The sequence below is a fragment of the Streptomyces sp. NPDC059895 genome (assembly GCF_042731035.1).
GTDB lineage: Bacteria > Actinomycetota > Actinomycetes > Streptomycetales > Streptomycetaceae > Streptomyces.
The window spans coordinates 70,508-93,672 of record NZ_JBHWKO010000029.1 but is presented as its reverse complement, the minus strand read 5'-3'; the positions used below and the strand labels follow the sequence as shown (position 1 = coordinate 93,672).

19 protein-coding genes and 1 tRNA gene are annotated in these 23,165 nt (G+C 71.6%); 13 read left to right on the top strand and 7 right to left on the bottom strand.

What is annotated here, in order from left to right; translation table 11 throughout:
* The first annotated feature begins 44 nt into the window (after window positions 1-44).
* The 6 genes from eno (at window position 45) to ACFV9M_RS28065 (ending at window position 7,109) form a co-directional block, all read left to right on the top strand.
* Complete coding sequence (eno, locus tag ACFV9M_RS28090) at window positions 45-1,337, top strand: phosphopyruvate hydratase (protein ID WP_385069350.1); 1,293 nt, start codon at window positions 45-47, stop codon at window positions 1,335-1,337.
* Window positions 1,338-1,440: 103 nt separating this feature from the next.
* On the top strand, window positions 1,441-1,917 hold the full coding sequence (locus tag ACFV9M_RS28085; RefSeq protein ID WP_385069348.1) for a septum formation initiator family protein: 477 nt from the start codon (window positions 1,441-1,443) through the stop codon (window positions 1,915-1,917).
* Window positions 1,918-2,162: 245 nt separating this feature from the next.
* The gene (locus tag ACFV9M_RS28080; protein WP_385069346.1) at window positions 2,163-2,804 is read left to right on the top strand and encodes a DUF501 domain-containing protein; all 642 of its coding nucleotides are present in this window, start codon (window positions 2,163-2,165) and stop codon (window positions 2,802-2,804) included.
* On the top strand, window positions 2,801-3,742 hold the full coding sequence (locus tag ACFV9M_RS28075) for an exopolyphosphatase (protein ID WP_385069344.1): 942 nt from the start codon (window positions 2,801-2,803) through the stop codon (window positions 3,740-3,742). Before ACFV9M_RS28080 ends, ACFV9M_RS28075 begins: the two co-directional genes overlap by 4 nt.
* Window positions 3,743-4,249: 507 nt before the next feature.
* Entirely contained in the window at window positions 4,250-5,641 is a 1,392-nt protein-coding gene (locus ACFV9M_RS28070) for an NAD(P)/FAD-dependent oxidoreductase (RefSeq protein WP_385069343.1), read from the top strand.
* Between the two features lie 178 nt (window positions 5,642-5,819).
* Window positions 5,820-7,109 carry a class I SAM-dependent methyltransferase gene (locus ACFV9M_RS28065; RefSeq protein WP_385069341.1) on the top strand — a complete coding sequence of 430 codons (1,290 nt, stop codon included), beginning with the start codon at window positions 5,820-5,822 and terminating at the stop codon, window positions 7,107-7,109.
* A gap of 63 nt (window positions 7,110-7,172) precedes the next feature.
* On the opposite strand, the gene ACFV9M_RS28060 is transcribed toward ACFV9M_RS28065, so the two are convergent.
* Together ACFV9M_RS28060 and ACFV9M_RS28055 are read right to left on the bottom strand one after the other, a co-directional pair.
* Complete coding sequence (locus ACFV9M_RS28060; RefSeq protein WP_385069340.1) at window positions 7,173-9,701, bottom strand: ABC transporter permease; 2,529 nt, start codon at window positions 9,699-9,701, stop codon at window positions 7,173-7,175.
* 52 nt (window positions 9,702-9,753) lie between these two features.
* Window positions 9,754-10,524 (bottom strand): ABC transporter ATP-binding protein, encoded by a 771-nt coding sequence (locus ACFV9M_RS28055; protein WP_385069338.1) that lies wholly within the window; start codon window positions 10,522-10,524, stop codon window positions 9,754-9,756.
* Window positions 10,525-10,927: 403 nt separating this feature from the next.
* Between ACFV9M_RS28055 and ACFV9M_RS28050 the strand changes: the two genes are divergently transcribed.
* From ACFV9M_RS28050 to ACFV9M_RS28040, 3 genes are all read left to right on the top strand, one after another.
* Window positions 10,928-11,010, top strand: a tRNA-Leu gene (locus tag ACFV9M_RS28050).
* A gap of 374 nt (window positions 11,011-11,384) precedes the next feature.
* The gene (locus tag ACFV9M_RS28045) at window positions 11,385-12,776 is read left to right on the top strand and encodes an IS1380 family transposase (RefSeq protein WP_385069336.1); all 1,392 of its coding nucleotides are present in this window, start codon (window positions 11,385-11,387) and stop codon (window positions 12,774-12,776) included.
* 367 nt (window positions 12,777-13,143) lie between these two features.
* Entirely contained in the window at window positions 13,144-14,058 is a 915-nt protein-coding gene (locus ACFV9M_RS28040) for a Bax inhibitor-1/YccA family protein (RefSeq protein ID WP_385069335.1), read from the top strand.
* Between the two features lie 135 nt (window positions 14,059-14,193).
* Here the strand turns inward: ACFV9M_RS28040 and ACFV9M_RS28035 are convergent, their stop codons facing one another.
* Window positions 14,194-14,421: a DUF4287 domain-containing protein gene (locus tag ACFV9M_RS28035; protein WP_385069333.1), complete on the bottom strand. Its 228-nt coding sequence runs from the start codon at window positions 14,419-14,421 to the stop codon at window positions 14,194-14,196.
* A gap of 103 nt (window positions 14,422-14,524) precedes the next feature.
* Here ACFV9M_RS28035 and ACFV9M_RS28030 point away from each other — a divergent pair, with 103 nt between their 5' ends.
* Complete coding sequence (locus ACFV9M_RS28030) at window positions 14,525-14,836, top strand: hypothetical protein (protein ID WP_385069331.1); 312 nt, start codon at window positions 14,525-14,527, stop codon at window positions 14,834-14,836.
* 47 nt (window positions 14,837-14,883) lie between these two features.
* On the opposite strand, the gene ACFV9M_RS28025 is transcribed toward ACFV9M_RS28030, so the two are convergent.
* The 3 genes from ACFV9M_RS28025 to ACFV9M_RS28015 form a co-directional block, all read right to left on the bottom strand.
* Window positions 14,884-15,666 carry a hypothetical protein gene (locus ACFV9M_RS28025; protein ID WP_385069379.1) on the bottom strand — a complete coding sequence of 261 codons (783 nt, stop codon included), beginning with the start codon at window positions 15,664-15,666 and terminating at the stop codon, window positions 14,884-14,886.
* Window positions 15,667-16,136: 470 nt separating this feature from the next.
* Window positions 16,137-17,357 carry an acetyl-CoA C-acetyltransferase gene (locus ACFV9M_RS28020; protein WP_385069330.1) on the bottom strand — a complete coding sequence of 407 codons (1,221 nt, stop codon included), beginning with the start codon at window positions 17,355-17,357 and terminating at the stop codon, window positions 16,137-16,139.
* A gap of 166 nt (window positions 17,358-17,523) precedes the next feature.
* Window positions 17,524-18,564, bottom strand: a complete 1,041-nt coding sequence (locus ACFV9M_RS28015; protein WP_385069328.1) for an SGNH/GDSL hydrolase family protein — start codon at window positions 18,562-18,564, stop codon at window positions 17,524-17,526.
* Window positions 18,565-18,725: 161 nt separating this feature from the next.
* Here ACFV9M_RS28015 and ACFV9M_RS28010 point away from each other — a divergent pair, with 161 nt between their 5' ends.
* Entirely contained in the window at window positions 18,726-20,114 is a 1,389-nt protein-coding gene (locus ACFV9M_RS28010) for a cystathionine beta-synthase (protein WP_385069326.1), read from the top strand.
* A gap of 602 nt (window positions 20,115-20,716) precedes the next feature.
* Here the strand turns inward: ACFV9M_RS28010 and ACFV9M_RS28005 are convergent.
* Entirely contained in the window at window positions 20,717-21,145 is a 429-nt protein-coding gene (locus tag ACFV9M_RS28005; RefSeq protein WP_385069377.1) for a hypothetical protein, read from the bottom strand.
* Between the two features lie 316 nt (window positions 21,146-21,461).
* On the opposite strand from ACFV9M_RS28005, the gene ACFV9M_RS28000 reads away from it, so the two are divergent.
* Window positions 21,462-22,331: a MurR/RpiR family transcriptional regulator gene (locus tag ACFV9M_RS28000; protein ID WP_385069325.1), complete on the top strand. Its 870-nt coding sequence runs from the start codon at window positions 21,462-21,464 to the stop codon at window positions 22,329-22,331.
* Window positions 22,332-22,529: 198 nt separating this feature from the next.
* Window positions 22,530-23,114, top strand: a complete 585-nt coding sequence (locus ACFV9M_RS27995) for a hypothetical protein (protein ID WP_385069323.1) — start codon at window positions 22,530-22,532, stop codon at window positions 23,112-23,114.
* Window positions 23,115-23,165: the final 51 nt, after the last annotated feature.

Below are 23,165 nucleotides of genomic sequence, written 5' to 3'. Positions count from 1 at the left end.
CGTGCCCCGCACAACCAGCGTCACATCCCACGAAGGAGATGCTCGTGCCGTCCATCGACGTCGTCGTAGCCCGGGAAATCCTGGACTCCCGAGGCAACCCCACGGTCGAGGTCGAGGTCGGCCTCGACGACGGCAGCACGGGTCGTGCCGCCGTTCCGTCCGGCGCCTCCACCGGAGCCTTCGAGGCCATCGAGCTCCGCGACGGTGACCCGAACCGCTACCAGGGCAAGGGCGTCGAGAAGGCCGTCCTCGCCGTCATCGAGCAGATCGGCCCGGAGCTGGTCGGCTACGACGCCACCGAGCAGCGCCTGATCGACCAGGCCATGTTCGACCTGGACGCCACCGACAACAAGGGCTCCCTGGGCGCCAACGCCATCCTCGGCGTCTCCCTCGCCGTCGCCCACGCCGCCTCCGAGGCCAGCGACCTGCCCCTCTTCCGCTACCTGGGCGGCCCGAACGCGCACCTGCTGCCGGTGCCGATGATGAACATCCTGAACGGCGGCTCGCACGCCGACTCCAACGTGGACATCCAGGAGTTCATGATCGCCCCCATCGGCGCGGAGTCCTTCTCCGAGGCCCTGCGCTGGGGCACCGAGGTCTACCACACCCTGAAGAAGGTCCTGAAGAGCAAGGGCCTGTCCACCGGCCTCGGCGACGAGGGCGGCTTCGCCCCGAACCTCGGCTCCAACCGCGAGGCCCTCGACCTCATCCTCGAGGCGATCAAGGAGGCCGGCTACACCCCCGGCGAGCAGATCGCCCTGGCGCTCGACGTCGCCGCGTCAGAGTTCTACAAGGACGGCTCCTACACCTTCGAGGGCAAGGACCGCTCCGCCGCCGAGATGACCGAGTACTACGCCGAGCTCGTCGAGGCGTACCCGCTCGTCTCCATCGAGGACCCGCTGTTCGAGGACGACTGGGAGGGCTGGAAGACCATCACCGCCAAGCTCGGTGACAAGGTCCAGCTCGTCGGCGACGACCTGTTCGTCACCAACCCCGAGCGCCTCGCCCGCGGTATCGAGGAGGGCGCCGCCAACGCGCTGCTCGTGAAGGTGAACCAGATCGGTTCGCTCACCGAGACCCTCGACGCCGTCGAGCTGGCCCAGCGCAACGGCTTCAAGTGCATGATGTCCCACCGCTCCGGCGAGACCGAGGACGTCACCATCGCCGACCTGGCCGTCGCCACCAACTGCGGCCAGATCAAGACCGGCGCCCCGGCCCGCTCCGAGCGCGTCGCCAAGTACAACCAGCTGCTGCGCATCGAGGAGATCCTCGACGACGCCGCCGTGTACGCCGGCCGCAGCGCCTTCCCGCGCTTCCGCGAGGTCTCCAAGGGCTGACCAGCCCCCGGGTGAGGCTCAGCCAGTCGTACGTACGTCCCCGTACTCGGTCCCGTACCGTGTCCGGGGACGTACGCACGTGTGAGACGGGAGGCGGGGACAGGTGGCCGTGAAGGACCGGGACCGTTTCTCGACCGCTACCAGGATCCGGCTGCTCGGCGAGCAGACGGCGGCCCGCGTCTACCGTTCCCAGACCAAACGGCAGGCCCGCCGCTCGCGCCTCACCGGCCGCGCGGCACTGCTCGCGCTCGTGCTGTGCTCGATGATCGTCGCCCTGGCCTATCCCATGCGGCAGTACGTCTCGCAGCGCGCCGACATCGCCGATCTGGAGCGCGAGAAGGAACAGGCCAGGCAACGGGTGGAAGAACTGCGCGACCTCAAGGCACGCTGGCAGGACGACGCGTACGCCGAGCAGCAGATCCGGGAGCGGCTGCACTACGTCATGCCGGGGGAGACGGGCTTCATCGTCATCGACCCGGCCGCCGCCCGGCAGACCCGCGCCGACCTGGGGGCGGCGGACCGCCCCTGGTACACGAACGTCTGGGACGGCGTCGACCGGTCCGACGCCTCCGACCAGTGACGACCCCGTGGGACCCCGAGGGACCCCGAGGGACCCCATGGGACCCCGAGGGATCCCGCGAGATCCCGTGGGACCCCGAGGGACCCTATGGGACCCCATGAGATCCCGTGGGACCCCATGAGATCCCATGAGATCCCATGAGATCCCGTGAGTTTCCGTGAGGTCCGGTGAGACCCCGCGGAGCGCGAGCCACGACAGACGCGGGGCTCGACCCGTGAGATCCCAGAGCCGATAGAAAGACAGGCATGAAAACGCCCCCGCCGCCCACTCCGCGCACCGAGCCCACCGACGCGGACGTCGAGGCCTTCCAGCAGCAGCTCGGGCGCCCGCCCCGCGGCCTGCGCGCGATCGCGCACCGCTGCCCCTGCGGCCAGCCGGACGTCGTGGAGACGGCCCCCCGCCTCCCCGACGGCACGCCCTTCCCGACGCTGTACTACCTGACGTGCCCCAAGGCCTCCTCCGCCATCGGCACCCTGGAGGCCAACGGCGTCATGAAGGAGATGACGGCCCGCCTGGAGACCGACCCGGAGCTGGCCGCCGCCTACCGCGCCGCCCACGAGGACTACATCCGGCGCCGGGACGAGATCGAGGAGCTGAAGGGCTTCCCCAGCGCGGGCGGCATGCCGGACCGGGTCAAGTGCCTGCACGTCCTGGTCGCCCACTCCCTGGCGGCCGGCCCCGGGGTCAACCCGCTGGGCGACGAGGCGCTGGAGATGCTGCCGGAGTGGTGGCGCAAGGGGCCGTGCGTCATGCCGCCGGGACCGCCCTCCGGGGAGGGGTGGCAGGTGGAGGGCGACGACTCCGGCTACTTCGCCTTCAAGCCCGTCAAGCCCGTCGAGTCCGTCGAGTCCGTCGAGTCCGTCGAGTCCGAGGAGGACGGGAAGTGACCCGGGTCGCCGCCGTCGACTGCGGTACGAACTCCATCCGCCTCCTCGTCGCCGACGCGGACCCGGCGACCGGTGAACTGGTCGAGCTGGACCGCCGTATGACGATCGTCCGCCTGGGCCAGGGCGTCGACCGCACCGGGCGGCTCGCGCCCGAGGCGCTGGAGCGGACCTTCGCGGCCTGCCGGGAGTACGCGGCCGTCATCAAGCGGCTCGGCGCCGAACGGCTGCGCTTCGTCGCCACCTCCGCCTCCCGCGACGCCGAGAACCGGGACGACTTCGTGCGCGGGGTGCTGGACATCCTGGGCGTGGAACCGGAGGTCATCTCCGGCGACCAGGAGGCGGAGTTCTCCTTCACCGGCGCCACCAGGGAGCTGTCGGGCCGGGACGACCTCGCCCGCCCCTACCTGGTCGTGGACATCGGGGGCGGCTCCACGGAGTTCGTCGTCGGCGACGACCATGTCCGCGCGGCCCGCTCGGTCGACGTCGGCTGCGTCCGGATGACCGAGCGCCACCTGGTGCACGAGGGCGCGGTGAGCGACCCGCCCACGGCGGAGCAGATCGCGGCGATGCGCGCCGACATCGAGCACGCCCTGGACGTGGCGGAGCGGACCGTGCCGCTGCGCGAGGCGCACACGCTGGTGGGCCTCGCGGGCTCGGTGACCACGGTCTCGGCGATCGCGCAGGAGCTGCCGGAGTACGACTCCGCGGCCATCCACCACTCCCGCGTCTCCCGGGAGCGGGTCCGCGAGATCACCGAGTGGCTGCTGCGCTCCACGCACGCCGAGCGCGCCGCGGTGCCCTCGATGCACCCGGGCCGGGTGGACGTGATCGCCGCCGGGGCCCTGGTCCTGCTCTCGATCATGGAGCGGACGGGCGCAGAGGAGGTCGTCGTGAGCGAGCACGACATCCTCGACGGCATCGCGTGGTCGGTGGCCTGACCCCTCGCCCGGCCTCTCGCCGAGCGTGGTCGGTGGCCTGACCCCCTCGCCCGGCCCCTTCTCCGACCCCCGCGACGGCCCTTCCCGGCACTCTCCTGAGCAGTACGGACACCGTATGAGCACGCCGGAAGGGTCGTCCGGGGCCCTTCGGCGACACCCCGTCGGAAAACTTCGTGAAGTTCTTCACAAGGAATTCGGCCCCGTCGGAGGACGCGCGCGCCCCGGTTGACCCTTCCGGGGCCCCGACGCCCGTGTGAACGTGTTCAAAAGAGGCGCGCGCGGACGTTTCGCGGAGCCCGGAGCGGAGGTGTTTCGAAGGCCTCACGAGGACCCTCGCGGCCCGGAGAGGCAGCTCACGCGGCATTGACAACGCCCCGCCCTATGCACGGGTTCCCCTTCCGCGCCATGACCTGGGTCACGCGGATCGCGGAGGATAGCACACCCTATGTTGTTGCTTGTGAAGGGGCGCACGAGCGACCCCCCTGAGGCGGGTGGATACTCGATGGCATGAGCACCACGGAGCGTCCCAGGATCCTCGTAGTAGGCGGTGGGTACGTAGGCCTGTACGCGGCTCGGCGCATCCAGAAGAAGATGCGCTACGGCGAGGCGACCGTCACGGTCGTCGACCCCCGGTCGTACATGACCTACCAGCCCTTCCTCCCCGAAACCGCCGCCGGCAACATCTCCCCGCGCCACGTCGTCGTCCCGCTGCGACGCGTGCTGCCCAAGGCGGAGGTCCTCACCGGCCGGGTCACCACCATCGATCAGGACCGCAAGGTCGCCACGATCGCCCCGCTGGTCGGCGAGGCGTACGAGCTGCCCTTCGACTACCTGGTCGTCGCGCTCGGCGCGGTCTCCCGCACCTTCCCGATCCCCGGCCTCGCCGAGCAGGGCATCGGCATGAAGGGCATCGAGGAGGCCATCGGTCTGCGCAACCACGTCCTCGAGCAGCTCGACAAGGCCGACTCCACCACCGACGAGGAGATCCGCCGCAAGGCGCTCACCTTTGTCTTCATCGGTGGCGGCTTCGCGGGCGCGGAGACCATCGGCGAGGTCGAGGACCTGGCCCGTGACGCGGCCAAGTACTACAAGAACGTGTCCCGCGAGGACATGCGCTTCATCCTCGTCGACGCCGCCGACAAGATCCTCCCCGAGGTCGGCCCCAAGCTGGGCCAGTACGGCAAGCAGCACCTGGAGAGCCGCGGTGTGGAGATCTACCTCTCCACCTCCATGGACTCCTGCGTCGACGGCCACGTCGTGCTGAAGAACGGGCTCGAGGTCGACTCCAACACGATCGTCTGGACGGCCGGCGTCAAGCCGAACCCGGCCCTCGCGCGCTACGGCCTGCCCCTCGGCCCGCGCGGCCACATCGACTGCGCCCCGACCCTCCAGGTCCAGGGCACGGACTACATCTGGGCCGCCGGCGACAACGCGCAGGTCCCCGACCTCGCCGCCCGCAAGGCCGGTGTGGAGAACGCCTGGTGCCCGCCGAACGCGCAGCACGCGCTGCGTCAGGCCAAGGTCCTCGGCGACAACGTGATCTCCGGCATGCGGGGCTTCCCGCAGAAGGAGTACGCGCACGCCAACAAGGGCGCGGTGGCCGGCCTCGGCCTCCACAAGGGCGTCGCGATGATCGTCATGGGCAAGATGAAGATCAAGCTCAAGGGCCGGCTGGCGTGGTACATGCACCGCGGCTACCACGGCCTGGCGATGCCGACGTGGAACCGCAAGATCCGCGTCTTCGCCGACTGGACGCTCGGCATGTTCCTCAAGCGCGAGGTCGTCGCCCTCGGCGCCCTGGAGTCCCCGCGCGAGGAGTTCTACGAGGCCGCCAAGCCGGCCCCGGTCGCCGCCAAGCCGGTCTCCGGCAAGACGGAGGAGAAGGCGAAGGCCTCCTGACCTCCGCTCACCGAACGCCCCGAAGGGGCCGCCCGCCATCCGTGGTGCGGGCGGCCCCTTCGGCGTTCCCGCGCAGGGTTTGCCCAGTCATGACACGCGTGGGGGACTGCGACGGGCCCCCGCAGGTGTTTACGTGGTGTCAGAACTTTTTGGGATCACTCCCATGGAGGTGTGCACCATGGCTGACGCCGCGCCGCGGCTCCATGCCCTCGTCGAACAGTTGCTGGCCGCCCCCTTCCCGGTCCGCGTCCGCACCTGGGACGGTTCGCAGGCGGGTCCGCCCGACGCGCCGACCCTGGTCGTACGCAACCGCCGGGCCCTGCGCCGCCTTCTGTTCAAACCCGGCGAACTGGGCCTGGCCCGCGCCTGGGTGGCCGGTGACCTGGACGTCGAGGGCGACCTCTACACCGCCCTCGACCTCGTCTCCGGCCTCATCTGGGAACGCGGCGACGACGCCCGTACCCTCTCCGAGGCGCTGCGCGACCCTAGCTTCCGCTCGGCGGTCCGCGGTCTGCTGAAGCTCGCCGGCCCGCCGCTGCCTCCCGCCCCGCCCCCCGAGGAGGTCCGCCGCACCGGCCATCTGCACACCCGCCGCACCGACAGACGCGCCATCAGCCACCACTACGACGTCGGCAACGACTTCTACGAACTCGTCCTGGGCCCGTCCATGGTGTACTCCTGCGCCTACTGGGAGTCCCCCGACAGCACCCTCGAAGCCGCCCAGCGGGACAAGCTCGAACTGGTCTGCCGCAAGCTCGCCCTGGCCCCGGGACAGCGCCTGCTGGACGTCGGCTGCGGCTGGGGCTCGATGGCCGTCCACGCGGCCCGCGAGCACGGCGTGAGCGTCGTCGGCATCACGCTCTCCCAGGAGCAGGCGATCTACGCCCGCAAGCGGGTCGCGGACGCCGGCCTCACCGACCGGGTCGAGATCCGCGTCCAGGACTACCGCGACGTCACCGACGGGCCCTACGACGCGATCTCGTCCATCGGCATGGCCGAACACGTCGGCGCCGAACGCTACCTGGAGTACGCGAACGCCCTGTACGCCCTGCTCCGGCCGGGCGGCCGGCTGCTCAACCACCAGATCGCCCGCCGCCCCCACCGTGACGAGTCCGCCTACCACGTGGACGAGTTCATCGACGCGTACGTCTTCCCGGACGGCGAACTCGCCCCCGTGGGCACCACGGTCACCCAACTGGAGCGCGCGGGCTTCGAGGTGCGCGACGTGGAGTCGATCCGAGAGCACTACGCCCTCACACTGCGCCGGTGGGTCGACCGCCTGGAGGCCGGCTGGGCGCGGGCGACGCGGCTCACCTCGCCCGGCCGCGCCCGGGTCTGGCGCCTGTACATGGCGGCCTCCGCCCTCGCCTTCGAACACAACCGCATCGGCGTCAACCAGGTCCTGGCCGTCCGCACCCCGGCCGCCGGCACCTCCGGACTGCCGCTGCGCGCCCGCACCTGGAACTGAACCGGTCCCGACGACGAAGGGCCCCGGTGCGCCACCGCGCACCGGGGCCCCGCCGCCCTCCGGTCACTCGGACTTGATCGCCGCCAGCATGTTCAGCCGGGCCGCCCGCCGCGCCGGCCACAGCGCCGCGAGCACGCCCACCCCGGCGGCCAGCACCAGGAACAGAGCCATCCGCCCCCACGGCATGACGAGTTCGTACGTCGCCATCCTCGTGCCGAGCAGTTCGCCGGCCGCCCAGCCGAAGAACACGCCGAGCCCGATGCCGAGCACCCCGCCGAAGAGGGAGATCACCAGCGACTCCAGGCGCACCATCCGCTTGACCGCCTTGCGGTCCAGGCCGATGGCCCGCAGCATGCCGATCTCCTGGGAGCGCTCGAACACCGACATCGCCAGGGTGTTGATGACCCCGAGCACCGCGACGATCACCGCCATCGCGAGCAGGCCGTAGAGCATGTTCAGCATCAGCGTGAACGTCTGCGCGATCTGGTCGGAGAGGTCCTGCTTGCTCTGGACCCTGATGGCCGGGTTGGAACCGAGGGCCTTCTCCAGCTCGTCCGTCGTCGCCTCCGACGCGCCGCCGGACGTCTTGACCATGACCTGCATGTCGGCGGGATCGTCCTGGTGCGGGGCGAGGGCCGTGTTGTCGAGCATGATGCCCCGGATCATCTGGTTGCCCTGGTAGACCCCGGCGACGGTCAGCCGCTGCTTCTGCCCGTCCTCGTACGTCACCGTGAAGGCGGAGCCGGCCTTCCAGCCGTGCGAGGCGGCGGTGTCGCCGTCCACGACGACCCGCGCGCCGCCGACCTGGAAGGAGCCGTCGTCGACCGTGAGGTCGGTCAGCTCGCCGATGGTGGAGCCGGTGACGCCGGTGAGGTACTCGGTCCTCCCGTCGATGCGCGCGGGGGCGTTGCGCAGCGGGCTGGAGGCGGTCACCCCGGCGGTGGAGCTCAGCTTCTTCTCGACGTCGGGGGAGAGGGCGTTGCCGTTGGCCATCGACACCACGTAGTCGGCCTCGATCGCCGCCGAGGCCATCTTGTCGATGGACGTCTGGAGGCTGCCCGCCATCACCGTCATGCCGGTGATCAGGGTCAGGCCGATCATCAGCGCGGAGGCCGTGGCCGCCGTACGGCGCGGGTTGCGCACCGAGTTCTGGCGGGCCAGCTTGCCGGACACCCCGAAGACGCGCAGCACGGGCGCGGCGGCCGCGATCAGCGGGCGGGACAGCAGCGGGGTCAGCACGAACACGCCGATGATGAGCAGGACCGCGCCGAGCCCCATGGGGGCCTGGCCGTCGGAGCCGTCCATCGTCGTGGCGGCCAGGACGACCGCGACACCGGCGGCCGAGAACAGGGCGCCGAGGGTGTTGCGCAGCACCAGCGACTTGGTGGACGCCTTGGCGTGCACGCTGCTCATCGCGGCGACCGGCGGGATCTTCGCGGCCCGGCGGCCCGGCAGCCAGGCCGCCAGCACGGTGATGACGACGCCGACCACGAGGGCGGCCGCGACCGTGCCGGGCGAGACCACGAGCGGCCCGTCCGGGATCGTCGCGCCCAGGGTGCCCACCAGGGAGCGCAGCCCGGCGCCGATGCCGATGCCCGCGACCAGACCGGCCACTCCGGCGACCGCGCCGACCGCGAACGCCTCGATCAGCACCGACCGGGTGACCTGCCGGCGGGAGGCGCCGACCGCGCGCAGCAGCGCCAGCTCCTTGGTGCGCTGGGCGACCAGCATGGTGAAGGTGTTGGCGATGATGAAGGTGCCGACGAACAGCGCGATGCCGGCGAAGACCAGCAGGACCTGCTTCAGCCCGCTCATCGAGGAGGCGATCGTCTCCGCCTGGTCGTCGGCGAGCCGCCTGCCGGTGGTGGTCTCGACGAGGTCCTCGGACAGCGCCTTGTCCAGCGCGGCCTCCAGGGCGGCCTGCGAGGTGCCGGCGGCGGCCTTCACGTCGATCTCGTCGTAGGTGCCGGTCTTGCCGAACAGCTGCTGGGCGGTGGCGGTGTCGAACAGGGCGAGGCTGCCGCCGGCGGCGACGTTGCCGTCGTCGGTGGTGAAGATGCCGGTGATCTTCGGGGTCAGTACGGGACCGTCCACCGACAGGCGCACGGTGTCGCCGACCTCGTAGCCGGCCCGCCGGGCGGTCTCGGAGTCGATGGCGACCTCGTTCCCGCCGTGCGGGGCGCTGCCCTCCGTCAGCGGGTACCGGGGGTCCTCCTCGCCCCAGTAGTTGCCGCCCTGGGACTGGAAGCCGCCGCCGACGAGCTTGCCGTCCTTGTCGGCGAGGGCGGTGAAGCCGGTGACGACGCCCACCGCGGACGCGGCGCCCGGCACCTCGGCGCTCCGCTCGCGCAGCTCCTCGGTCAGCTCGGGCGTCCGGGCGATCCGGTCGCCGGTGTCCTTCGGGGTCTCGGCGGTCACGGCGACGTCGACCTGGTCGAAGCCCTTGGCGGAGCTGTTCTGGAGGGCGTTGGAGAGGGTGTTGGTGAAGACCAGGGTCCCCGACACGAAGGCCACGCCGAGCATCACGGCGAGCACGGTCATCAGGAGCCGGGCCTTGTGCGCGAGGACGTTGCGCAAGGCAGTGCGGAACATGGGTTCTTTTCTTCTCAGTCCGGCGTGCGGATCCGGTGGTCCTGACGGGGGATCAGCTGGTGCGGCCCTTGGCGTCGAACCGCTTCATGCGGTCCAGCACCGTCTCGGCGGTCGGCCCGTGCAGCTCGTCGACGATCCGGCCGTCCGCGAGGAACACCACCCGGTCCGCGTAGGCGGCGGCCACCGGGTCGTGGGTCACCATCACCACCGTCTGTCCCAGTTCCCGTACGGAGTTGCGCAGGAAGCCCAGCACCTCGGCGCCCGAGCGGGAGTCGAGGTTGCCGGTCGGCTCGTCGCCGAAGATGATGTCCGGCCTGGACGCCAGCGCGCGGGCGACGGCGACGCGCTGCTGCTGGCCGCCGGAGAGCTGCGAGGGCCGGTGGCCGAGCCGGCCGGCCAGCCCGACCATCCCGATCACGGTGTCCAGCCACTCCTTGTCCGCCTTGCGGCCGGCGATGTCCATCGGGAGGGTGATGTTCTCCAGGGCGGTCAGCGTGGGCAGCAGGTTGAACGCCTGGAAGATGAAGCCGATCTTGTCGCGGCGCAACCTGGTGAGCTGCTTGTCCTTCAGCGAGCCCAGCTCGGTGTCGCCGATCCGCACGGAGCCGGAGGAGAACGTGTCCAGACCGGCCACGCAGTGCATCAGCGTCGACTTGCCGGAGCCGGACGGGCCCATGATCGCGGTGAACTCGGCCTGCCGGAAGTCGACGGAGACCCGGTCGAGGGCGACCACCTGGGTCTCGCCCTGTCCGTAGATCTTCGACAGGTCCGTGGCACGTGCGGCCACGGTGGTGGTCCGGTCGGCGAGGGGGGTGGTGGGCACGGGGTGACTCCTGTCGGGGCGACGTCGTTGCTCTGGGGGACGTGAACCATCGTCCCGGCGGTCCGCCGCCGTGTAGTCAGCCGCTGTTCCGGTTCCGAGGGCAGACTCGGGTCGGACCGCGGAGCGCCGTGTCATACCAGGGGATGAGACCCGTCCCTGAGACGCCGTGTGGTGGGGAAACGTCGAGAACCGGTGGAGCACCCTCGTTCGGGCGGTGAAATTCCGTCATTCCGCATGCGCGCCCGTACGCCGCACGCGAGCCTGGTGGCACGTGCGGACGGCCTGTTCCATGGCCTGATGCACCCTCAGACGTCAATAAAATAAGACAACATCGGTCCGCTCGTCCGCTGTTCGGGGGACGCGTCCCGATAGGCTCAGGACTTCGATGCGGGGCCCATGGCCTGCCCGGATGGTGGAATGCAGACACGGCGAGCTTAAACCTCGCTGCCCCTCGCGGGCGTACCGGTTCGAGTCCGGTTCCGGGCACCTCCCACGCCTTTCTCCTCGCCCCCGCGGCGCCTCCCTCCATGCCGCGCCCTGCGGGGCCCTGGCACCGCCGGAAGGCGGAACGCCACGGTGCGCACCGCCGCCGCCGGCATCACCGCCGCCGGCCCCGCCGCCTCCTTCGCCTCTTCCTCCTCCTCGTCCGCCTCCCGCGCAACGCCGGCATCGGCTCCGTCGTGGGGACGCGCCACGACGGCAGGAGCGCCGCTTCCAGACCGCCGGCGACCGGCTCACCCCGGATCCACCGGTTTGATGCCTGTGGATAGCTTCTCCGGAAACGAGGAAGTGCCTTGTGACCTGCGATGATGGGAGTTCTTCACGCTTCCAGCACGCACGATCAGCAAGGCACTTCCGAGATGCAATCTTCCCATGCCATAGCGAGGGTCTCCGCACGGTTTGATGATCCGAATCTGGTCGGTTACGGCGGGCTGGCCCCGGTGATGCGGCTGGCCGAGCGGTGCGGGCTGCCCGCGCTCGTCGACGAGCACGTCCGGCTGCCGGCCTCGAAGGACGGCACCGGGGCCTTCCCCGCGGCGAAGCTGATGTCGCTGGTCGGCGGCATGGTCGCCGGGGCGGACAGCATCGATGACATGGACCGGCTGCGGCACGGTGGGCTGCCGCGGCTGTTCAGCGGGGTGCGGGCGCCGTCCACGCTGGGCTCGTACCTGCGCTCCTTCAGCCACGGACACGTGAAGCAACTGCACGCGGTGGCCCGCCGGTTCCTGCCCGAACTGGCCGCGCACACCCCGCTGCTGCCCGGCGCCGACCAGGTGGCCTACGTGGACATCGACGACACGATCCGCCGCACCTACGGCTACGCCAAGCAGGGAGCCGGCTACGGATATAGCAAGGTCAAGGGCTTGAACGCGCTGATCGGGATCGTCTCCACCCCGCTGGCCGCTCCGGTGATCGCCGCCACCCGCCTGCGCAAGGGACCGTCCAACTCCGCCCGAGGTGCGGCTGCGTTCGTCGCCGAATCGATCCGCACCGCGAGAGCGTGCGGCGCGAGCGGGCTGCTGCTCGTGCGGGCCGACTCCGCGTACTACGGCGCCGATGTCGTGAACGCCTGCCGGGCCCTGGGCGTCCGCTTCTCGGTCACGGTGCGGATGAACGCCTCGGTCAAGGCCGCGATCGCGGGCATCGACGAAGCCGCGTGGAAAGCGATCAAGTACCCCAAGGCGGTGTGGGACGAGGAGGGGCAATGCTGGATCTCGGATGCCGAGATAGCCGAGACCACCTACACCGCCTTCACCTCCAAGCCAAAGAAGCAGCAGGTCACCGCCCGTCTGATCGTGCGCCGCGTCAAACGGCTCAACCCGGCGGCGGTGCCCCAGGGACAGGGCACGCTCTTCGATACCTGGCGCTACCACGCCGCGTTCACCGACTCTCCGCTCTCCCTCGCCGATGCCGAACGTGATCACAGGCGGCACGCTGTCGTGGAACAGGTGATCGCGGACTTGAAGAACGGCCCGTTCGCCCACGCCCCCTCCGGGCACTTCCAGGCGAACGCCGCCTGGCTCGCGCTGGCCGCTCTCGCGCACAATCTGACCCGCGCCGCCGGCGCCCTGGCGTCCGCCTTCCACGCCAAGGCCACCACCGCAACGATCCGCGACCACCTGATCAACGTGCCGGCCCGCCTGGCCCGTTCGGCCCGGCGCCTCACCCTCCACCTGCCCGAACACTGGCCCTGGGCCGACGACTTCACCCAGCTCTTCGACCTGGTGCACGCGCCACCACCCACCGCCTGAGAAGCCCTGACCACCCCGCCCGCAAGGGCCCGAGACCACCGAACACGTGGAAGAGCTGGACAGACCAGCGGATACTCCCTGCCCGAACAGCCAGATCATCTCGCCGACCGCCAGGACAACCCCGAAACGATCACTCCGGAATCAAGCCGGTGGATCCAGGCTCACACGAGCGGGTGATCGCCGGCAGGTTCCGGGCGTGTACCGGCTTGGTCATGAATGGATCCGCCCGGTGCCGGGAATCAGCGATCCACGTAGCGTGTTGCGCAGCACGACGAGGGAAAGATCCTCCCCAAGCACTAGGGTCAATCCTTTGCCTACCTATTACTCTTGATGCCAAGGCCGCGCTGTGTGGCCATGGAGGAGTGAAATGAGGAGCAGAAACCCGGTCTTCTCGCGACGGGGGTTCAGCCGCGACAACGGCTACGCGGGCTTCAACGCCGCGCCGCAGGCCGGGGGACCCGCTGTCGGCACGCAGCAGGGCAACCCGTACGCGCAGGGCAACCCGTACGCCCAGCCGGCCGGCAACCCCTACGCGCAGAACCCTTACGCCCAGCAGGACGCGCAGTACGGCGCCCCGCAGGCCCCGGTCACCACCGCCGGTGCGATGACCATGGACGACGTGGTCGCGCGCACCGCGACGACGCTCGGCACCGTGGTCGTGACCGCCGTCCTGTCGTGGCTGCTGCTGCCCGTCGACGAGGCCAACCTCGGCAAGTCGTACGGCATCGCGATCGGCGCCGGTCTGGTCGCGATGGTGCTGGCGCTCGTCCAGTCCTTCAAGCGCCGCCCGTCGCCCCCGCTGATCCTGGCGTACGCCGCCCTGGAGGGCGTCTTCCTCGGCGTCATCTCCAGCGCGGTGTCCACGTACATCGCGGACGGGGTCGTCGCCCAGGCCGTCCTCGGCACCATGGCGGTCTTCGCCGGTGTGCTCGTGGCGTACAAGGCGGGCTGGATCCGCGTCAACCGCCGCTTCTACGGCTTCGTCATGGCGGCCGCGCTCGGCTTCGTCCTGCTGATGGCCGTGAACCTGCTGTTCACCGTCTTCGGCGGCGGCGACGGCCTCGGCTTCCGCAGCGGCGCCCTCGGCGTCGTCTTCGGTGTCATCGGCATCATCCTCGGTGCCTGCTTCCTCGCCCTGGACTTCAAGCAGGTCGAGGACGGCGTGGCCTACGGCGCTCCGCGCGAGGAGGCCTGGCTCGCGGCCTTCGGCCTCACGCTGACGCTGGTGTGGATCTACATGGAGTTCCTGCGGCTCCTGTCCATCCTGAACAGCAGCGACTGACGCGACCGGTTCGACGCCGGCACAGGGCCCCGGGTTCTCCCGGGGCCCTTCGTCGTGTCCGTGAATCCGTGAATCCGTGGATCTGCGGGGCTGTGGGTCAGTGATCCGTGTCCGGGTCGGGGTGTCGTGGGCGCGCTACAGCAACTTGCGCGCGGCCCTCCTCAGGTCGTACTCGTGGATGATCGCCTTGGCATGGCCGTACGCGAGGTCGTACTCGTGGCGCAGCCAGCTGACCTTCTCCTCGAAACGGAGAGCGGGTCCTTCGTCGACGGTGCGCAGCCAGTCGGAGACCTCACGACCGGTGCAGTGGGGGATACGAGCCAGCAGGTTGCGATGGGTCTCCGCGGAGAAGACTTGGGACATCGGCGCCTCCGAACGCAATGGGCTGTAAGCCGGTCCTTCAGGTCACCGTGCCTGAGCGTTCGCCCGTTGGCAACAGTCCCGGTACGGCGCGTACGCTCACCGCGTGGTGGATACGACGTCTCTGTCCCGTGCGGTGGACCACTTCGCCGACCGTCTGCGGGCGGCACCCCAGAGCCGGCTCCAGCGAGGGGCCGCCGCCGAGGCCCTGGAACTGGCCCGGGAGCTGGCCCGGTGGGCGCAGCGCATCGAGGACCCCGGCACCGAGCCCCGGCAGATGCCCGACGCCGGGATGTTCGCGGCCGCCGACCAGATCACCGTCGCCGGGCACGACCTGGAGGTCGTCCTGCGGAGCGCGGACGAGGTCGCCGAGGCGGTCGCCCTCGTCGAGGAGGCGCAGCAGCGCGCGGGCGTCTGACGCCCGGCCCCTACGGGCAGGCTCCCGCTGACCTGGTCCCCCGGCCCCTACAGGCTCGCGATGACCCGGTCCGCCAGGATGTAGACGTTCTCCTCGCCGCAGGCGAACGTCAGCGTGTAGCCGCCCGAGATGCCCGATCCGCCCAGCAGGTACGGGGTCTCGCCGGCGGTCAGGGCCGCGGCCAGGCGTTCGGCGGTCTCACGGTGGCCCGGGGTCATGCACAAGGTGGTGCCGTCGGCGAAGACGTAGACGTCCAGGGTGCCCAGCGGGCCCGGGCGGACGTCGGTCAGCTCGGTGCGGGAGGCGGCGAGCTCCTCGAGGGCGGTCACCGTGCGTTCGTGGTCGTCGACGACCGGGGACTGGACCGGGACGAAGTCCGGGTGCGAGGGGTGGCGTCGGCGGGCCGCGGCCAGTTCGGCGGACTCCCCGGCGAACTCGTCGGTGTCCGCGGTCGGCTCGGTCACCGGCTCCAGCGGTTCCAGGCCGGCGAAGTCGGCCTGGCGGGGCAGGAACAGCTCGCTGTCCGGCAGGCCCAGCAGGGAGGGCGCGTCGACGGCGTCATGGGACTCCTGGGCCGCCCAGAAGGCGCGCGCCTCGGCCAGCTCCCGCTCCCGCTCCTCGGCGAGCGCCTCGGCCACCGCGGCACGTATCTCGTCGGTGTCGGCCGAGGTGCGGGCGGCCGGGACGAACCCGTGCGGGTGAACGGCGCGGGTCTCGGTGAGCTCGGCGCGCAGACCGGCGATCTGGCGGCGCAGCTGCACGAGGGTGCGCAGGACGGCGACGCCCACGGCACCGGTGGCGGCCGTGGTGACCAGCAGGGCGATCGGCATGGCGCTCACTGACGTACTCCCGGTTCAAGGTCGACCCCCGACTTCCTACATCAGCTTGAAGGGCGGACTACCAAGCTGTCAGTGCGTAACGTCACGAAACGGACAGGATTTTCGGGTCGAGATATGTTGGCGGATCGGCTCTGACCTGGGCGAATCCCCACCGCGAGGGAGATAGGTCACATCCTGGGGGAGATTGGATCACGAAACGGCCCGGAGTCCGGGAGAATCCCGGACTCCGGGCCAATGGCTCACCAGGGGTGCCCCGGCGGCTACCGAGAGGTCACCGCGCCGACGCGCGCGCCGGGCGCTCACCGGCGCGCCTGCCCGGCGCTCACCGGCGCGCCTGCCCGGCGCTCACCGGCGCGCCTGCCCGGCGCTCACCGGCGCGCCTGCCCGGCGGTCACCGCCGTGGCTGTCGGGCGGTCACCGCCGTGGCCTTCGGGCGGTCACCGCCGCGCCTGTCGGGCGGATCAGCTCAGGCGCTCGATCACCATCGCCATGCCCTGGCCGCCACCGACGCACATCGTCTCCAGGCCGAACTGCTTGTCGTGGAACTGGAGGGAGTTGATGAGCGTGCCGGTGATCCGGGCGCCGGTCATGCCGAAGGGGTGGCCGACGGCGATGGCGCCGCCGTTGACGTTCAGCTTGTCGAGGTCGATGCCGAGCTCGCGGTAGGAGGGGATCACCTGCGCGGCGAACGCCTCGTTGATCTCGACCAGGTCGATGTCGTCGACGGTGAGGCCGGCGCGCCGCAGGGCCTGCTTGCTCGCCTCGACCGGGCCGAGGCCCATGATCTCGGGGGAGAGGCCGGAGACGCCGGTCGACACGATGCGGGCCAGCGGGGTCAGGCCGAGCTCGCGGGCCTTGGTGTCGCTCATGACGACCAGCGCGGCGGCGCCGTCGTTGAGCGGGCAGCAGTTGCCGGCGGTGACCATGCCGTCGGGCCGGAAGACCGGCTTGAGGCCCGCCACGCCCTCCATGGTGACGCCGGCGCGCGGGCCGTCGTCCTTGCTGACGACCGTGCCGTCGGGCGTCGTGACCGGGGTGATCTCGCGCTCCCAGAAGCCGTTCTCGAGGGCTTCCTCGGCGAGGTTCTGGGAGCGGACGCCGAACTCGTCCATATCCTGGCGGGTGACGCCCTTGAGGCGGGCGAGGTTCTCGGCGGTCTGGCCCATCGCGATGTAGGCGTCGGGGACGAGGCCGTCCTCGCGCGGGTCGTGCCAGGCGGTGCCCTCCTGCTGGGCGACGGCGGCCGTGCGGGCCTCGGCCTCGGCGAAGAAGGGGTTGTGCGTGTCCGGGAGGCCGTCGGAGCTGCCCTTGCCGAAGCGGGAGACCATCTCCACGCCGGCCGAGATGAAGACGTCGCCCTCACCGGCCTTGATGGCGTGCAGGGCCATGCGGCTGGTCTGGAGGGACGAGGAGCAGTAGCGGGTGACGGTACAGCCGGGCAGGTGGTCCATGCCCATCTGCACGGCGACGATCCGGCCGAGGTTGTGGCCCTGCTCGCCGCCGGGGAGGCCGCAGCCGAGCATCAGGTCGTCGATGTCCCTCGGGTCCAGCTCGGGGACCTTGGCGAGGGCGGCCTGGATGATCGTGGCGGTCAGGTCGTCCGGGCGCAGGTCCTTGAGGGAGCCCTTGCCGGCGCGGCCGATGGGGGAGCGGGCGGTCGAGACGATGACGGCTTCGGGCATCACGGCTCCAGGGGCGTCGAGGGTACGGAGAACTTCCGGCAACGGCTCTCTGGGAAGTTACCTGTACGTAGAGGCAGGGTCACGGCCGCGGAGGTGTGACCCTGGCCGCACTTTCTAAGCGCTTGCTTTGGGTGGTCGGGCGGGGGATCCGCCCGGCGCGGGCGCCTCAGACCCCCGACCGGCTGCCGGGCGACGCCGTGGCCGTCTCCGGCTCGGCCAGCCGGCGCCGCCTGCGCCGCTTCAGCAGCGCCCACGGGCCCCGCGGCCCGGTCGGCATGGCCGCGGTGACCTCCGTACCGGCCTCGGACGCGGCCTCCGCCGCCGCCCGCGCCACCGGCAGGAACCCCTCGCGGCGGGAGGCGTCCGGGCGCTCCTCCTCGGCCGGCCACAGGCCCAGCGCCGCGCACACGGTCGGCAGCACCGCCATCGCCGCCGTGGCGTACCCCTCCGCCGAGGGGTGGTAGTGGTCGGGCCCGAACAGCTCGCGAGGGTTCGCCTCGAACTCCGGCCCCAGCAGATCGCCCAGCGACACCGTACGGCCGCCCTGCTCGACGACGCCGATCGTCTGGGCGGCCGCCAGCTGGCGGGAGGCGCGTCTGGCCAGCCAGCGCAGGGGCTGGCCGACCGGCTCGATCGTGCCCAGGTCGGGGCAGGTGCCGACGACGACCTCCGCGCCGGCCGTGCGCAGCCGCCGTACCGCCGCCGCGAGGTGGCGCACCGAGCGGGTGGGGGGCATGCGGTGGGTGACGTCGTTCGCGCCGATCATGATCACGCAGACGTCGGGCACCCGGCCGGTGTTGCCGAGGACCAGCGCGACCTGCCGGTCGAGGTCGTCGGACTGGGCGCCGGGCAGCGCCACGTTCCGCAGCTTCACCGGCCGCTCCGCCACCGCCGCCAGACCGGAGGCCAGCAGGGCTCCCGGGGTCTGCCCCGACCGGTGGACGCCCTGGCCGGCCGCCGTGGAGTCGCCGAGCAGGGTCAGCCGCAGGGCCTCCACGCCCGGGGCGGCGAAGTTCCGGCCGTACAGGCCGTCCGCCTGCGGGACGCGCGGATGGGCGCCGTTGCCGTTGACATGGCGCCGGGCCAGTTGCGCCTCCGCCAGCAGCAGTCCGGCCACCGCCGCGCCGGCCAGTCCGATCCCGCCGCCGCCGTAGGCCGCGCCGGCCGCGATGCGCCGGGCCACTCTTGCCCTGGACATGCTCGTCATGCCTCGACGCCACCTCCTCGAGTCCGTACACCCACTCCTTGCCCCGTACTGACCGTCGTCCAATCTTCACGGCGAGTGAACGTACGTCCCGCCCGCGGTCCGCGCCGTACGCTGGCGGCACCACCAAGACCACTGTTCTTTGCAAGCGACCGGAGACAACGGTGCGATTCCACGACTCGATGATCAGCCTCGTCGGCAACACCCCGCTGGTGAAGCTCAACAGCGTGACCAAGGGCATCCGGGCCACCGTCCTGGCCAAGGTGGAGTACTTCAACCCGGGCGGCTCCGTGAAGGACCGCATCGCCCTGCGCATGATCGAGGCGGCGGAGCAGAGCGGGGAATTGCGGCCCGGGGGCACCATCGTCGAGCCGACCAGCGGCAACACCGGCGTCGGGCTCGCCATCGTGGCCCAGCAGAAGGGGTACAAGTGCATCTTCGTGTGCCCCGACAAGGTGAGCACCGACAAGATCAACGTGCTGCGGGCGTACGGCGCCGAGGTCGTCGTCTGCCCGACCGCCGTGGACCCGGAGCACCCTGACTCCTACTACAACGTCTCCGACCGGCTGGTGCGCGAGACGCCGGGCGCGTGGAAGCCGGACCAGTACTCCAACCCCCACAACCCGCTCTCCCACTACCACTCCACCGGCCCCGAGCTGTGGGAGCAGACCGAGGGCCGGATCACCCACTTCGTGGCGGGCGTGGGCACCGGCGGCACCATCTCCGGCACCGGCCGCTACCTGAAGGAGGCCAGCGACGGCCGGGTGCAGGTCGTCGGCGCCGACCCCGAGGGGTCCGTCTACTCCGGCGGATCCGGCCGGCCGTACCTCGTCGAGGGCGTCGGTGAGGACTTCTGGCCCACCGCCTACGACCGGACCGTCGCCGACGAGATCGTGGCCGTGTCCGACAAGGACTCCTTCCAGATGACCCGGCGCCTGGCCAAGGAGGAGGGGCTGCTGGTCGGCGGCTCCTGCGGGATGGCCGTCGTCGCCGCGCTGCGGGTCGCCGAGCGGCTCGGCCCGGACGACGTCGTGGTCGTGCTGCTGCCCGACAGCGGACGCGGCTACCTCTCGAAGATCTTCAACGACGAGTGGATGGCCGACTACGGCTTCCTGGAGGACGAGGGCCCCAGCGCCCGCGTCGCCGACGTCCTCAGCGACAAGGCCGCCGGCGCCATGCCGTCCCTCGTCCACATGCACCCCGACGAAACCGTCGGCCAGGCCATCGAGGTCCTGCGCGAGTACGGCGTCTCGCAGATGCCGGTGGTGAAGCCGGGCGCCGGTCACCCGGACGTCATGGCCGCCGAGGTCGTCGGCTCGGTCGTCGAACGCGAGCTGCTCGACGCGCTCTTCAGCAAGAAGGCCTCGCTGGAGGACCCGCTGGAGAAGCACATGTCCGCCCCGCTGCCGCAGGTCGGCTCCGGCGAACCGGTCGGCGACCTGATGACCGTGCTGGGCGCGGCGGACGCGGCCATCGTCCTCGTCGAGGGCAAGCCCAGCGGGGTCGTCAGCCGCCAGGACCTGCTGGCGTTCCTGGCCAAGGGCGGGAAGTAGCTTCCACGGGGCGCGGGGGCGGACTCCGGGCAAACCTGCGGTGAACCGGGCCCGTCGGCGGTGAACTTCCGTTTGTCTACCGAAGAGGTGGACTTCGCGGAAGTGGTACGCGCGCGTCACGTCCGCGCAGCACACGCTTAACACGGGTCCGGCACATTAGTGGGTGTCGGCAGGGCGGGAGCGGCTCCCCGCCCCGGCCGGCACCGAAACGGCGTCACGGACCTCCGGAGCGGCTCCCGGACCTCCACAGACGCCAGGACGCGCAAGCCCGGCTCCGGCCGGCCCGCGTCCCACGCGGGGACCGCCGTCGTCCCGCCCCCCGGTGACGGGGGTGCGGCGGTCCCCGCGCACAGCTTTTTCCCCGCGGCCCATCGGCCGCCCTTTTTCTCATGACCCACCGGTGGCCTTTTTCCGCACGGCCCACCGGTCGCCGGTCGCGTCCGTCCCGGTGCTCTCCGGGCCGTGCCCGCGGGCCGCTCCCGCTCTCTGTGCCCTGTGCCCGTGTGCCCGTGTGCCTCTGTGCCTGTGTGCCTCTGTGCCCGAGTGTCCCTGTGTCGGCTGTCTCTGCGCCCGTGTGTCCGCCCCGGTGGGTGCCGGCCCGGTCAGTCCTTCCAGCCGCCGTCTCCGGAGGGCCGGCGGCGCAGCCCACCGAACAGGCCGGGCTGGGTGCGGGCGGCCTGGACCACGTTGACGCCGACGATGCCGGCCCAGGAGACCAGCAGCCCCGGCAGGTCCGCCGCGCCCACGCCGATCGCGGACAGCGGGACGGCCAGCACCAGCGAGACGATGCCGAAGCCGAAGCGCTCGCCCCAGGAGTCCGTCGCCCCGGACGAGCGGCCGTCGCGGGCCGCGACCATCTGCTGCTCCGCGAACTGTCGGCGCACCCTGCGCTCGACCGCGCCGTCGATGCGCTGGTCGACCTTCTCCAGGAAGGAGTCCACCAGCGCCGACTCGTACTCCTCGCCCAGCTCTCCGCGGGCCCGCAGGGTCGCGTTGAGTTCCTTCTTCAGTTCGGCGTCCCGCGCGTCCATGGTGGTCTCCCGTCCCGTCATGCCGTCCACGCTAGGGACGGGGCGCGGGGGTGGCACTGGGGGTAGCCCCCGTGTTCGGTCGGTCGCGGCGGTGGGGTGGTGACCGCGCCGGGCGGGCGGCGGGGCCGGTGTGGGGGCCGCGGCGCGGGGGCCGGGGCGGGATGCCGTGGGACGGGGGGCGAGGCGGGATGCCCGTGGGGCGGGGGCCGGGGCGGGATGCCCGTGGGCGGCTTGCCTCGCTGTATAGCGTCATGCAGAGTTCTTGCTGACTGAATAGGCGCGGCCGGACGGGCGCGAGACGGAGGGGGAGCGAGGCGTGAGCAGCGAGGACAGGGACGCGGCGACCGACGGGACGGACAGCCCGGCCGCACGGCTGCAAGCGCTCTTCGAGGGGCACCGGCTCACACCGACCCAGCGGCGCATCGCGCACAGCATGGTGAGGCGCGCCGCCGACGTGCCGTTCCTCTCCAGCGTCGAGCTGGCCGAGCTGGCCGGGGTCAGCCAGCCCTCCGTCACCCGGTTCGCCGTCGCCCTCGGCTTCGACGGCTACCCGGCCCTGCGCAAGCACCTGCGCGAGGTCGCGCCCGCCGAGCAGACGGCGGACGCGGGCTCGTACAACGAGTACCAGCAGGCCGTCGAGGCCGAGATCGAGAACCTCAGGCATCTGGCGGAACTGCTCGCCGACCCCCGTCCCGTGCAGCGGGCGGGACGGCTGCTGGCGGCCTCCCGGCCGCTCCCCGTGCTCGGCCTGCGGGCCGCCGCCTCCCAGGCGTACGGCTTCGCGTACTTCGCCGCCAAGGTCCACCCCGACGTGCGGCTGCTGCACGAGGGCGGGTCGATGCTGCACGACCGGGTCGACGCCGCCGTACACGCCGGCGCCTCCACCCTGCTCTGTTTCGCGCTGCCCCGCCACCCCCGCGAGGTCGTCGACACCCTCTCCTACGCCAAGGAGTCCGGGCTGACCGTGGTGACGGTCGCCGACTCGGCGTTCGCGCCGGTCGCCAAGGTCTCCGACCTGCTGCTGCCCGCCGCCGTCGGCACGGGGCTCGCCTTCGACACCGCGTGCGCCCCGATGCTGCTCGGGCGCGTACTGCTGGAGGCGATGTGCGACGACCTGCCGGACGCCCAGGCGCGGCTGGAGGAGTTCGACACCAGGGCGGCGGCGCGGGGGCTGTTCGTGGAGTGACGGCTGCCGCCGGCCGTGGCCGCTGTGCCGTGCGCGGTTCGCGGGGGTGCGCGGTTCGGTTCGCTCAGGTGTGCCGTTCGCGCGGAGGTGCGCGTTCTCACGGAAGATGACGCGTTCTCAGACTGGTCTCACGTTCGCTCGCTACGCTCCTCGACCAGAGATTTCAGGTGTGTTGTCGAGGCGACGAGGAGGCGGAACGTGGCACGTGGAGGTCAGGGACTGGCTCGGGTGGCCGTCGTCGTGCGGGCCGGAGCCGCGCCGATGTGGTGGCTCGGCGCGTTCGCGGCGGGCATCGGCCTACTGGTTCCGGGCGTGACGGGCCGGAGGATCGGGGTGATGGCGGGCGCCGCGCTGTTCGTCGTCGCGGTGGCGGTCGTGGTACTGCCGCGCCGCAAGCGGTACGCCGCCCTCGCCCGGGGTGCCGCCCGCGCGGGCCGGCACGACGTGTTGCAGGACCGTGGGGTGACCGTGCGGGTCTGGCGGCGCGGTCACCGCTGGTGGCTGCTGCTGGCGTTCGCCGCCGCGCTGGGCAGCGCGTTCGCCGTGCCGGCCGCGGGCGGCATGCTGCTCGCCGGATGCGGTACGGGGCTGCGGCTGAAGGCGGCCTGGCTGGGCCGGCTGGAGCGGGCCGAGGACGCGCTGCTGTGGGTGCGGGTCGACTGGCTCGCCCGGAACGGCGGCCGTCCGGCCGGCAAGCAGGTCAGGGCCTACCGCAGTACGGGTATCGCGGCGGGCGACGCGGCCCCGGGCGGGGCGCGCCGCCGCACCGCGGCACTCGTGTAGGTCCCCTCGGGCGGACGGGCTCTTCGGACCTGGGGGACGGGCCCCGGCGGC

Bases quoted from the DNA above. Each gene is read 5' to 3' on its own strand.
- ACFV9M_RS28080 (WP_385069346.1), top strand. From the start codon at position 2,163: ATGAAAACGCCCCCGCCGCCCACTCCGCGCACCGAGCCCACCGACGCG.
- ACFV9M_RS28020 (WP_385069330.1), bottom strand. From the start codon at position 17,357: ATGCCCGAAGCCGTCATCGTCTCGACCGCCCGCTCCCCCATCGGCCGC.
- ACFV9M_RS28040 (WP_385069335.1), top strand. From the start codon at position 13,144: ATGAGGAGCAGAAACCCGGTCTTCTCGCGACGGGGGTTCAGCCGCGAC.
- ACFV9M_RS28065 (WP_385069341.1), top strand. From the start codon at position 5,820: ATGGCTGACGCCGCGCCGCGGCTCCATGCCCTCGTCGAACAGTTGCTG.
- ACFV9M_RS28005 (WP_385069377.1), bottom strand. From the start codon at position 21,145: ATGGACGCGCGGGACGCCGAACTGAAGAAGGAACTCAACGCGACCCTG.
- ACFV9M_RS28045 (WP_385069336.1), top strand. From the start codon at position 11,385: ATGCAATCTTCCCATGCCATAGCGAGGGTCTCCGCACGGTTTGATGAT.
- ACFV9M_RS28025 (WP_385069379.1), bottom strand. From the start codon at position 15,666: ATGCCGATCGCCCTGCTGGTCACCACGGCCGCCACCGGTGCCGTGGGC.
- ACFV9M_RS28015 (WP_385069328.1), bottom strand. From the start codon at position 18,564: ATGACGAGCATGTCCAGGGCAAGAGTGGCCCGGCGCATCGCGGCCGGC.
- ACFV9M_RS28060 (WP_385069340.1), bottom strand. From the start codon at position 9,701: ATGTTCCGCACTGCCTTGCGCAACGTCCTCGCGCACAAGGCCCGGCTC.
- ACFV9M_RS28035 (WP_385069333.1), bottom strand. From the start codon at position 14,421: ATGTCCCAAGTCTTCTCCGCGGAGACCCATCGCAACCTGCTGGCTCGT.
- ACFV9M_RS28070 (WP_385069343.1), top strand. From the start codon at position 4,250: ATGAGCACCACGGAGCGTCCCAGGATCCTCGTAGTAGGCGGTGGGTAC.